The sequence below is a fragment of the Paenibacillus tabacirhizosphaerae genome (assembly GCF_040812395.1).
Lineage (GTDB): Bacteria > Bacillota > Bacilli > Paenibacillales > NBRC-103111 > Paenibacillus_E.
This window is the reverse complement of record NZ_JBFNXH010000034.1, coordinates 1-11,068: the sequence shown is the minus strand read 5'-3', so window position 1 is coordinate 11,068 and position 11,068 is coordinate 1. Positions and strand designations below refer to the sequence as shown.

Annotated in this window: 14 protein-coding genes; 1 reads left to right on the top strand and 13 read right to left on the bottom strand. The window is 35.7% G+C overall.

From position 1 onward, the window contains the following. Positions 1-342 precede the first annotated feature (342 nt). The 7 genes from ABRS97_RS27605 to ABRS97_RS27575 form a co-directional block, all read right to left on the bottom strand. Positions 343-969, bottom strand: coding sequence for a CatB-related O-acetyltransferase (locus ABRS97_RS27605; RefSeq protein ID WP_367819391.1), 627 nt, complete (start codon positions 967-969; stop codon positions 343-345). A 23-nt stretch (positions 970-992) separates the two neighbouring features. Beyond that, positions 993-1,238, bottom strand: a complete 246-nt coding sequence (locus ABRS97_RS27600) for a hypothetical protein (RefSeq protein ID WP_367819390.1) — start codon at positions 1,236-1,238, stop codon at positions 993-995. A 16-nt stretch (positions 1,239-1,254) separates the two neighbouring features. Continuing rightward, entirely contained in the window at positions 1,255-2,241 is a 987-nt protein-coding gene (locus tag ABRS97_RS27595; protein ID WP_367819389.1) for a hypothetical protein, read from the bottom strand. Further along, positions 2,222-2,539, bottom strand: coding sequence for a hypothetical protein (locus ABRS97_RS27590; protein ID WP_367819388.1), 318 nt, complete (start codon positions 2,537-2,539; stop codon positions 2,222-2,224). Before ABRS97_RS27590 ends, ABRS97_RS27595 begins: the two co-directional genes overlap by 20 nt. Before the next feature lie 17 nt (positions 2,540-2,556). Continuing rightward, complete coding sequence (locus ABRS97_RS27585; RefSeq protein ID WP_367819387.1) at positions 2,557-4,641, bottom strand: fibronectin type III domain-containing protein; 2,085 nt, start codon at positions 4,639-4,641, stop codon at positions 2,557-2,559. Positions 4,642-4,995: 354 nt separating this feature from the next. Continuing rightward, the gene (locus tag ABRS97_RS27580) at positions 4,996-5,301 is read right to left on the bottom strand and encodes a hypothetical protein (protein WP_367819386.1); all 306 of its coding nucleotides are present in this window, start codon (positions 5,299-5,301) and stop codon (positions 4,996-4,998) included. 271 nt (positions 5,302-5,572) lie between these two features. Then, positions 5,573-5,851 (bottom strand): hypothetical protein, encoded by a 279-nt coding sequence (locus ABRS97_RS27575; RefSeq protein ID WP_367819385.1) that lies wholly within the window; start codon positions 5,849-5,851, stop codon positions 5,573-5,575. A 699-nt stretch (positions 5,852-6,550) separates the two neighbouring features. Between ABRS97_RS27575 and ABRS97_RS27570 the strand changes: the two genes are divergently transcribed. Next, positions 6,551-7,450, top strand: a complete 900-nt coding sequence (locus ABRS97_RS27570) for a DNA-binding protein (RefSeq protein WP_367819384.1) — start codon at positions 6,551-6,553, stop codon at positions 7,448-7,450. Here the strand turns inward: ABRS97_RS27570 and ABRS97_RS27565 are convergent. From ABRS97_RS27565 to ABRS97_RS27540, 6 genes are all read right to left on the bottom strand, one after another. Further along, positions 7,431-8,693, bottom strand: a complete 1,263-nt coding sequence (locus ABRS97_RS27565; protein ID WP_367819383.1) for a protein rep — start codon at positions 8,691-8,693, stop codon at positions 7,431-7,433. The two genes, ABRS97_RS27570 and ABRS97_RS27565, sit on opposite strands and share 20 nt — an antisense overlap. A gap of 153 nt (positions 8,694-8,846) precedes the next feature. Next, the gene (locus ABRS97_RS27560; RefSeq protein ID WP_367819382.1) at positions 8,847-9,119 is read right to left on the bottom strand and encodes a DUF6440 family protein; all 273 of its coding nucleotides are present in this window, start codon (positions 9,117-9,119) and stop codon (positions 8,847-8,849) included. A gap of 138 nt (positions 9,120-9,257) precedes the next feature. After that, positions 9,258-9,437: a hypothetical protein gene (locus tag ABRS97_RS27555; RefSeq protein ID WP_367819381.1), complete on the bottom strand. Its 180-nt coding sequence runs from the start codon at positions 9,435-9,437 to the stop codon at positions 9,258-9,260. A 135-nt stretch (positions 9,438-9,572) separates the two neighbouring features. Next, positions 9,573-9,875: a hypothetical protein gene (locus ABRS97_RS27550; protein ID WP_367819380.1), complete on the bottom strand. Its 303-nt coding sequence runs from the start codon at positions 9,873-9,875 to the stop codon at positions 9,573-9,575. A 74-nt stretch (positions 9,876-9,949) separates the two neighbouring features. Beyond that, the gene (locus ABRS97_RS27545) at positions 9,950-10,600 is read right to left on the bottom strand and encodes a hypothetical protein (RefSeq protein ID WP_367819379.1); all 651 of its coding nucleotides are present in this window, start codon (positions 10,598-10,600) and stop codon (positions 9,950-9,952) included. Positions 10,601-10,602: 2 nt separating this feature from the next. Continuing rightward, positions 10,603-10,923 carry a hypothetical protein gene (locus tag ABRS97_RS27540; RefSeq protein ID WP_367819378.1) on the bottom strand — a complete coding sequence of 107 codons (321 nt, stop codon included), beginning with the start codon at positions 10,921-10,923 and terminating at the stop codon, positions 10,603-10,605. Positions 10,924-11,068: the final 145 nt, after the last annotated feature.

Below are 11,068 nucleotides of genomic sequence, written 5' to 3'. Positions count from 1 at the left end.
CCTCCTAGAACCTCCAAACGGACTCATTCCCAAGGTTTATACCCCCACATCTTTATAGCGGGTCCAAACATGCGTATTAGCCTTTTAATAAGCCATATCAAAAAAAATATTCCACCAAATTTCCAAAAATAGCCGAAAATCTCCCATGATAATTCCCCCATATAAAACCCCCATTAGCCAGGTTAAATTTACGATGTAAAACGCTACAGTAAATCCCTCAATACCATCTCTTATTTGTAATTACAACAGGATCAATAAACATATCCTTACGACTACTTACAGCAAAAAATATATCAATCAATAACAAAGCTGCTAGAGATATAAAAATGATTTTTTTCATTGTCATTTTAACTTTTCAGCCGCCCTCTTCACCTTAAAATATTCAATGCATGCTTTGATATTTTGCTTAGGCAAATACTCAATTTCCACAGGATCAAATTCCCACCATTTTGATTCTAACAATTCATCAATAACGTCTTGTTCAAATCTATACTTTATAATTTTTGCAGGAACACCACCCACAACCGCATATGGAGGTATATCTTTTGTTACAATCGCACCTGCCCCAATCACTGCGCCATGACCAATCTTTACTCCATTCATAACAACTACATTTAAACCGATCCAAACATCTGATCCAATTACCGTATAATCCGTTTGCGAAACCATCCCTTTAATATCAAAATCCATATTCAAAATCCCTGTAGATAAATAATCCATCGGATGCTGAGAAGCACCCAAATGAACATTATGTGAAATAGAACAATATCGACCTATAATCACATTGGGTGATATAACACCCGACTGAAAATAACTATTCCTTCCCATTGCAAAATTAAGTAAACTAGCCGTTCCATTACCGTTCCCATATGGATATTCCACTAAAACATTGTTTTTTAAATCAATATAAAATTTTTTTGGATCCAAATCACAACCATTAAGCCATTCAATATGCTTTAGAATCTCCATAAAGCCATCCACCCTCACTTTTTTTAAAAAGGCAACATCTTCCTCACAAATTCAATACCCCATATAACAAGCAAAACAGCCCTCACAGCCCCCAAAATAATCAATATAGTAACTACGGCATCCACCGGAAACAAAATATTAGCCTGTGCCAAATGAGGGTTTAAAACTGCCATAAATTCAGCAAGTCGATTAAAGGGCAACTCAAAATTTGGGATACTAGCTCCAAATCTCTCTAAAATGCCAGATAACTTATTATAAATAAAATCCATTTATCAAACACACCCTTTAAACAGTAGCTTTAGGAGTTAACATACGAATTAATCCATATATGAAAAAAACCCATATAGCCGCTTCTTCAATTATCCTAAACGTTCTTACTTGTTCTCGATACTCAGTCAAATCAATAAAATCATAACCCTCACCATCGATAGAATTCCCATTCTCATCATACAAAAAATGAATCTTTCCCCCGAGAGTCAACCTACTATGCGGCTGTTCCAACTGGCTAAGCGTCCTTTGTAATTCCTCGTTTGTCTCATCCATTTGCTCAGCCATCTTTTGCATAGGCATTTTTTCAAGCAAATTATTAATAGCATTATCCAACCGTTGCTCCGCTTGAGGACTTGGTGTAAATAAATTTTCAATTAACGTTTTTATTTCCTCAAGCTTAGCCTTAATTTGCTCCAATAATTCATAAATAGCTTGTAGCCAACCATGAGTATCACTGTCCGTTACTGGTAAAGGTTTCAATCTAAACGTAGGAGATTCTTGAGACCAACCAACAGTCCATACATTACCGTTTGTCGTGTTTATATTATCCTGATGTAACGCAACGACTTGAAAATATACATCAGAACCAATATATTGATCACTTACGTTAATATCCAAATAATAATATTCCTTATAAACTGGTGGACTAACACTATAATCGAAATAGGGTTCAAACTCATCAACATTAACACCGTTGGCCAGAACGACGAACTTCGTTATACCCCTATCCATAATCAAATTCCAGTCCATTGTCACCGTAGCTTTAACACTCTGATAACTCACAGAAGATCCATCCACAGATATATCAATACCCTGTCTACTCGTTTTCGAATAAGTACCATCTCCAAAGTAATAATACTTATGATTTTGATACGTCTGAGGTCCGAATGAAGGATAATCAGCGGCATATGCAACTGTATGTAAAAAAAGGCTTAGGACTGTTATAAGCCCTAAGCCCCCACATACGCGTCTTAGCTTTTTATTAAGCACCAGATACAGCATGTTTGAATTTACCACGAATCCAGAAGAACACGACAACAAGAATCGTTACAGGAACAGCCGCAAGCGCCAACCAAGCAAAACCACTCTTAGCAGTTGTAAAACCACCGCCCATTGCTGTCAAAGCCGCATCAACATCCGTATCCCCAGTCGAAGGAGCTGCCGCAAATGAATGCCCTTCAGCCGCCATAATGGAAGTAGCACCCATTACTGTAGCCGTTAATTTCGGGTGCTTATAAACTACACCCATAACTCTTCCTTTAACTTCATTAAGCTTTCTACCGATTGTCATTAATTTCATTGGATGATTCCACCTTTTCATTTGAATTTTGATTTATTTGAGCCAGTAAATGATGTTTTAACAGCATTAAACTGGTTACTCACATGTTTCATTTGATTCTGAAAATCTTTAGGCTTATAATACTGACCTTTTCCTCTTTCATAGACTTGCTTATACTGAACGCCATTACGTTCATAAGTAAAATCAGGCTTATACTTGATTCCACCCATTCCCATAACACCTATAGGAACCTTCTTAAACTCACGTTTAACAATCCGCATTTGATTGTTAAATGTCTTTTTCTCCAATGGACTCGCCCTTGAAGAATTGACTTTATCAGTCTGAGCGATCTTAGATAACTGCTTATAAACAAGCTTAGAAAATGTTCCAGAATCAGGGGACAAAGTTATATTTGATTTCGCTTCTTCTTTAATATCCGTTTTAACCGTCTTGGCTTTACCGAAGAAACCATAAAACTTATGTCTGTACCAAAAGAACAAAGCAACAAGTATCGTTAAAGGTATACATGATAAAGCAATATACCTAAACGCGCTCTTTGACAAACCAAATCCAGAGATCCAAGTAGACATAAGTTCATCAAAATAAGTATCCCCTGAACTCACTAATGGTGAAGTAAAGGTAAAAGGAACACCACCACTATCTGTTGGAAGAATCTTAATATTACCAGTCATCCCACTCAAACTTGATACATCCAATAAAATCGGATTCTGTGATGCCGGAAAAGTTCCCATAAAAGTACCGTTAATATAAACCTGAACCTCAGTAACCCCACCAGTTGAAGTATAAGATAATGACTTGGTTGTAGGTGATGAACCAGAATCAATTTGACCATTCGTTATTGTTGGAACAGGCTTCGAGTCAGTCTTAACCGATAAAGTAGATGCTTTTGAAACACTGTTAAACCCATTAGCTTTTACCGTAAAGTTATAAATTGTATTTTCTGTCAATCCTGTAAAATCATAAGTTGTACCCGTTTGATTTGATACTTGTGTACCATCTAAATAAATCGTATAGTCTTGCGTGTACGAATCATTACCCCAAGCTATTGAAAAAGAATTATAGCTTTTTGCCGTAACATTAACTGATGGAACATTAGGATCAGGATCAAGCGTTTTAATACTTATCGAATCCGATTGCGTATGTCGTCCGTATTTATCTATACCAACAACATAAAAAGAATAGTTTGTACTAGGAATTAAATTATTTATGTGCTCAAACAAATAAATCGTTGAATCAATTTTCGTACCATTCTGATAAACCTCATACGTCGAAGCTGACAAATCCCATTTTAAGCGTACCGACTCTTTAGTTAACGAATCATATGATAGTGTAGGTTTTATTGGCAATCCCATGGCAGAAACTATAACAGAAGAAGATAATGCGGATTCATTATTGAACGTATCAACCGCAGAAACTTGCCAACTATAATTTGTCTCCGTTGGAAAACCAGTCGCAATATATGAAGTTGAAGTAATTAGAGAACTATTAAATTTCACTCCATTTTTATAAAGATTGTATCCTGCAACACCAGAATTATCAGTAGATGAATCCCATGAAAAAGTAATTTTTTCAACACCTGATGTGCCAATTAAATTAACTGGAGTAGTTGGAGGAATAATATCAATAGCAGAACCATAAAAATTTATTTCACCAATATAAGTACGAGCGGAATCCATTTTTTTTATTTTCAGGAATCTTGCATCAACATTTAAAGAACGTGTTTGAGGAGCTAAACTATCTATGTTAATAACATCTGACCATAAAGACGTAAAATCAACACCATTATCTGAGAAAGACACCTCTAAATTTCCAGGATTAAAAGCACCCAATAAATAAAAATTTAAATAACCTAGATGCAACTTTTTTCCGAAATCAACCAGAACATAATCTCCAGAAGTAATACTATCAGCGTTTTGATCCCAAGTTGAGGATACCGTACCGTCAAAAAGTTTATCCATTGACCGCGTTGACGCATAAGCCGCATGCCAAGAACCTGAATAAGTAAAACCTGTTATTTTGACATCAGGATCAGACGCATATGAATGATTAGAAATTGAAAAAAACATCATCATCGTCATGAACAAAAATAATAACTTTTTCAATCTCTAACCTCCCCGATTCATAATCAGTTTAAATATCCCAACAAAAAAACCAATCAATAACGCAATAGCAAAAAACTTCATATCCTCCAAGGCTTAAATACCCCCCCGATCATCAAATAGGCGAATAAAAAAACCTATAACAGCAGAAAGCACACAACCCTCAACAACTAAAGGGATAAATGAATCATAAAACGTCATTTCATCGCTTCCTCCCGACTATATAACCAATAAAAAAACCAGTAAGTAGCATAAGGAAAAAGCAACAAATAATGGTGTAATGTAGTTGCTTAACTTGCACCTCATTCATAGCGGTTAAATACTCTATGACTTGGTTCTGAAAATCCGCTTCTGTCATTACAAACCATCCTCTACAGGTATAACATCCTCAGACATATCAAAGATCTTTTGAAGCAAAAACACCGTTTCTCTACCGTTCGGAATCCGTTGACAAAACGTATTTATCCAACGAAGCGAACCGGACGAATAATCTGTTAAAAGCTGTTCTATCAAATCCAAATCCTGAACGTAAATATGTTCAAGATGAGATTTGTAGTCTTTAGTTCCAACTTGCAAAATATCCAATTCTCCATAATCAGAAGAATTTTTATCCCCTTTATGCATCCTAAATCCTGTGACTATTCCTGATATTGGACAACGCACGAAATAATATCCTCCCCTTGTTTTTTCTCTACGGGCTTGCCCACGGCATTAAAGCCGTGGTGCTTCGCCCTTCGAAAAAAACCGCTTCGCGCTAACGATTTACATTCGTCGCCCTGCTTCACGCCGTCCCAAAGGATTTCCCTACGGGAAGTTGGGACTCCGTTCTACGTTTGTTTAAGGAGTTAGGCTTAAACCTTTTTTTGTATTAAGGGAGTGAAGGGCGGCTAAACAAAAGTAAGTGAATGATAGCAAGTAAGTAAAATTAGTGTAATTAAGCTGATTCCCCAAGTACCCTAACCAATTTGTAGTAAGTTTCATTCTTATACGCGTTAGTTGTGCAAAGAACCTCAACCATAGAACCCTCTTCGAAGTTTTGATTAAAATAAGAGAGCTGCTCCAAATCATCTGTTTTAATAGCAACTGCCTTGTTCTTCTCTGGAGAGTTCTTTTGATAGAGATCAACCTGTACGGAAACCTTCTGTTTCCCATCAAAATTACTCTGATTAAGGTTCGCGCCCATAAACATACCTTCAATTCGCACCAATGCCATAACAAAATTCCTCCTAATTTTGTAATTAAAAAATAAAAAACCGCCAATCAAATTAGATGGCGGTTTTTGGTAAACATGTGAAATATAGGTATTGACCATGTACATGGGTACACCTATACTAAGCATGTAGAGATCAGGAGATAAATTCCTAGTTCTCTAAATAAAAGCCCTCCGGCTCCCGCCAAGTTGACGGAGGGCTTTTTCATACATTTATTTGGAAAAACTGGGTACTAGTTTTTCGATAATTCATACATTACTACTAGATTTAATAATGCGCAAGTCCTATTTTTTTGAAATTTTATGGGAACACATTTTCGCGATGCATTTTTAGTGTAAAAAAATTTGATAAAATTTACAATCTTCGTTTTTTTAGATATTCATCAATAATCCGCTCTATAACCTCTTGTAGCTTACCTTCTAACAATAAATCTCGTATTACCTTTGCTTTAAGCCTAATTCTAACGTTTTCCTTGCGTTCATCTTCTGATAGCCGTTGACGCGGCATGATTCAACCCCAATAAATCATTTAATGTTTTTATTTTTAGCATATCAATAATTGTTGAATAGTGACAAGTGTAATAAATGTAATGTAATTAGTGTAATGTAATGTAATATGTAATTATGTAATATTACACTTGTAATATGTAATGTAAAATGTTATAATGAAATTAAGAAATTACATGAGAGGAAATGATAAAAATGAGCAGAATAACAGAAGAAATGGTATTTAAAGCGGCTAATGAAATTGATTTAGAGGGAAAAACTCCACGTGTACCGGACATCCGAACAAAATTAGGTAGCGGAAGCTATAGCACTATCCAAACATACCTTAAAAAATGGAAAGAAACGCAAAAAGTAGACGAACTAGACATCAAAGAAGAAGCACCAGAAGCGATTAAAAGCCGATTAGACGCATTCACGACGCAAATTTGGAATATTGCCATTGAAATGGCTAATGAACGCCTTAGAGGAGAACGCGAAGCGTTAGAAGAAGTGAAAAAAGAAATGGAGGAGCAACAAAAGGAAACAGCAGAAACCGCCGATCAATTAGCCGCGGAACTCGAAAAAGTAGAGGAGCTGCTTAAAGAAACAAACACATTATTAGAAATCGAAAAACAAAATCATGAAACTACTCGAAATATGCTACAGCACGAAACAGACCAAGTAATTAAACTAACTGTACAAGTTGAATCAAATGCTCGTCATATTGAGGATTTAAAACAAAGCGAAAAAGCGAGCAGAAATCTCCTGGAGGAAACTAATCGAAATCACAAAAAAGAATGCGAAGGATTACATAGCCAAATCACAAAAATCAATAATGAAAAAATTGCAATTGAAGAACGACACAAAGCAGATGTTAAATTATTATCTGAAAACTTAGAAAAAGCACACAATGCCGAAAAATCAGCCTCAGAAGAAACAAAAAAAGCCCAAGCATTAGCTCAGGCTACACAGATCGAAGCCGCTACACTCAATGGCCAGATCAATTCATTAAAAGATCAAGTTGAAAAACAAAATAAAATAATTGCAGACTCTTTAAAAATTGTTCCTTCAAAAAATAATAATAATAAACCTAAAACTACTGACCCTTCTCAGTAAATTCTAACTGTTCGACAATGTTTACCGTTGTCGCGGCACTTTCTGCCTGATATAATGTTCTTAGGTAAGAATGATATCTCTTACGAGAGATTAAGCGATATTGTCCAATATCGTAAATGGAATCCCGCGGGCTTTGCGTAGCTACGCGGGGTTTTTCTTTTTCCCGAAGCTGTTCAATCAAAGAGTCATATACTTCATCAAACTTTTCTTCTATACCTGTATCTTCAATGTGGTACAAACAACCATAACCTTGAATCTGCCTAACACTCATTAGAGCAAAGTACAAAATTTTAAAGTTATCAAAACTCATGAATGCATCCTCATCATCAGAATTACCAGAACCGTTACCCTTCGTCATATACTTAAACAACTCGTGATAATCGCCTTCCTTAAATTCATCCATCATACAGCTATAACCTAAGTCTAAATCTTCTATATTCTTCTTATTCACCCTAACCCCATTAACAAGTAAATACCAAATCTTCTGTATCAATTCTTCTTTTTCAGAAAACCTTCTACGAATGCGACCATTCTTTTTGGAAAAAGCATTTTTAATACACTTACTACCTATCTCAAAACCCTCATTCATCAACAAGAGAGAATGTATATGTGGGTGATAAGAATCACCACTATAAGTTACTTCTAATGACCTTACAGCACCTTCGTAGCCCCATGAGGAAAAATCATACCCCTTTATAACTTCCTTGCCTTTTAAATACTCAATCAATCTAGCATAACATTTGAAATAAATCTTAATAGTATCCTTCAAATCAACACCATTAACATTTGGAGCAGTCAGAACCAAATGAATTTTTTTACAATGAACGTACTTCTCTATTTCAGGTATGTATCTTGCCATTCTCGACGCCTGTCCAACTTTTTTGCAATTATTACAAAACTTATCACGACACAAATTAGTTTTCTGAAAATCTTTCACCTTTTGTTCTTCATAAACATCAAAAAACCATTTGTCATTACAACAGAACATTGTTTCCAGTTTCCTATAAAGCTGTTTATTAGTCTGCCTTAGATGAGAAGATACCTGATAATCTATAAACGAAACCGACTTAGAAGCCACAGATTCACGCAAATGTTCATAACGTGCATCATCATCTAATTTCTCATCTACCTCAGCAATCAAAGCTGCATAGTAACCCAAAATTTGTTCGTTATAATCGACATTCGTAGCCACCGAGTTAAGAAACTCGAAGTCTAGTTTTATTGAATCAATGTCGATATTCAATTGACCACCCCAAACGCTTTAATGTGTTAAAGCAAAAACCCCAAATGCCGCATCACTACGGCGTTTTTAAAAATATCGCGCCCCGAGATAATTCTAATATATCTAGAATAGAAGAAACATCTTTCAAAGATTCATAATTTCAAACCATTTTTGTTACTTACCACAAACAGGTTGCGCTTTTTCATCAAGCATAGGCGTTAATGCGGTATCCCATATACCTTGAATATATTTACATCCTGTTTCTTTATCCGTAACCGTCTTTATACCATTTTCATTAACAGAAACAAATCTTGATTTTGCATCCATATCAGCTTGAGCTTCTTTAAAACCATCGACCAAATAACTTAATCCAAATAATCCACCAATTATTAATAAAGACATTAAAAACAATCCTATAATCGGTTGGAAAATATTTCTTAATTCCATATGAAAAGCCCCCTATTTACTTTGATAGTTGATTTTCAAACCATCTACAAAGAGGAATCCCAACAAACAACCAAAAAAGAGGAACCCCAAAAACCATCAATAGAAAAAAATAACCCAATTGCTCCCAGTAGATCGGTGTCACACATATTCACCACCCACCTTGTACTTTTTTACCTTTTTCGTAATGTCTTGCATTCGATAATACTTAAGCTCTTCTGGTGTATACTGCTTATTCTGCTTTGATTCAACATAAAGGATCTCGCCCGTCTCCATATCCACCTCACCAGAACGCTCAGAAACCGTTATAAGGCGTTTCATAGTTCTTGTGTCTCTACCTCTATTGACAACCGTCTTACCGTCCTTAAATCGCCTACCACAACGTTCACAAGCATATCCATCCATAAAAGATACTATCGTTGCCATTTTACAAGTTGTGCAGATAATCAAAAGCCATCAGCCGCCCTTCTGAGCCTTTTTAATGGCTTCGAATATATCAACCTGTCCAAGCTTGTAAAAACGTTCCTTAGCCTTAAACCAATCACTATAAGGCGATGAATCCATTATCTTTTCCTCAATCTGTTCATATGTCCAAAGCTTAGTGGCAGATACCACATAAGCAGGCTCAGGAACTTCCTTACCCCACATATGACCACCATCATTTTTTAAACGAGCGTACAAAGTTTGTTTAGTGATGCCAAGCAAATCAGCCAATTCTTTTTGACCAAAAAGCATCCTATGATTGGCGGTTTGATTCATCTTAGAAATCTCCTTCCGGAATATATTTACTAAGTAAATTTTACCATGAATTTTTTACTTTGTAAATATATTTTTTACTTCGTAAATAATAGCCGGCTATATTGCTCTCTCTCATAATCAGCCCAAGGAGACTGAATAATTTCTTGTGCGGTATCATAATGTTTCTTTGATTTTTCTAATTTAAAATTCGTATCGTAATAATTAAAATATACAGGATTATAAACCCAATAACGTCGACCATAATCCATTCCCTTTGGTTGAGGGTTCTTGACTCGTACAAGTTGAAAAGCACGACCATTCAAAAAATCTCTTTTTTTAGGCAAAGCCAATTTCATGTAAATGTGGTATTGATATTGAATTAAATTTTTAAACATCCAAGCAACATCAATCATATCCTGAGCATCGGCCATGATATTATTTCCGTCTTTTCTGTGCTGACGAAAATCATCCCAAAGGTGATCAGGTATTTGATACATCTTGCGAAGCGACAAAAGAATATTTACCTCAGACATGAGTATTAAGCTGTTTTTTATATCTGGATTACTTAAAACCTCAATAGGATCGTTATAGCGATGATATAAATCGTTAAACTTAGGATCAGGAAAATTCCACATCGGAAAATTTGCATAAACATGCTTTCCTGCCGCCATTGCTCTAATTCCAAATTCACATAATTTCAATGTTTTGCCGAAGCCCGGCAAACCTGTAACAATAGATATTGTCATAACTAATCACTCGCCTTTACAGAAGTCATTTGATAAACCTGTAATCTTTGATTTGCTGACGAAATTTCATCCTTTAAAGTCTTATTTTCATTGACTAAAAGTTCCATTTGCTTCGATGAAAATTGAACGGTATTTACTTTTATAGCTAACTTCCAATCATGATAGAGCTTCCATACATCCGAGTACTTTTTGCCCATAAAGAAAAACAAAACGGCTATAACAAAATAAATCATAAATTTACCCCCACCCATCAACGTAATTAAAATACCAAATATAACAGCTATTCCTATTTGAATTTTTTTGCTTTTAACTTTATCCTTCAAAACATTCCCCTACTTTCCTCAAATTTAAGGAGGCTGTCAGGGGGCGTACCATTACGCTCACGCTAGGCACGCCCCCTGACAGCCTCCTAGAACCTCCAAACGGACTCATTCCCAAGGTTTATACCCCCACATCTTTATAGCGGGT

Excerpts from the sequence above, each read along its gene's own strand:
- ABRS97_RS27600 (WP_367819390.1), bottom strand. The coding sequence starts at position 1,238 with ATGGATTTTATTTATAATAAGTTATCTGGCATTTTAGAGAGATTTGGA.
- ABRS97_RS27570 (WP_367819384.1), top strand. The coding sequence starts at position 6,551 with ATGAGCAGAATAACAGAAGAAATGGTATTTAAAGCGGCTAATGAAATT.
- ABRS97_RS27590 (WP_367819388.1), bottom strand. The coding sequence starts at position 2,539 with ATGAAATTAATGACAATCGGTAGAAAGCTTAATGAAGTTAAAGGAAGA.
- ABRS97_RS27555 (WP_367819381.1), bottom strand. The coding sequence starts at position 9,437 with ATGAAACGCCTTATAACGGTTTCTGAGCGTTCTGGTGAGGTGGATATG.
- ABRS97_RS27595 (WP_367819389.1), bottom strand. The coding sequence starts at position 2,241 with ATGCTGTATCTGGTGCTTAATAAAAAGCTAAGACGCGTATGTGGGGGC.
- ABRS97_RS27550 (WP_367819380.1), bottom strand. The coding sequence starts at position 9,875 with ATGAATCAAACCGCCAATCATAGGATGCTTTTTGGTCAAAAAGAATTG.
- ABRS97_RS27560 (WP_367819382.1), bottom strand. The coding sequence starts at position 9,119 with ATGGAATTAAGAAATATTTTCCAACCGATTATAGGATTGTTTTTAATG.
- ABRS97_RS27575 (WP_367819385.1), bottom strand. The coding sequence starts at position 5,851 with ATGGCATTGGTGCGAATTGAAGGTATGTTTATGGGCGCGAACCTTAAT.
- ABRS97_RS27605 (WP_367819391.1), bottom strand. The coding sequence starts at position 969 with ATGGAGATTCTAAAGCATATTGAATGGCTTAATGGTTGTGATTTGGAT.
- ABRS97_RS27545 (WP_367819379.1), bottom strand. The coding sequence starts at position 10,600 with ATGACAATATCTATTGTTACAGGTTTGCCGGGCTTCGGCAAAACATTG.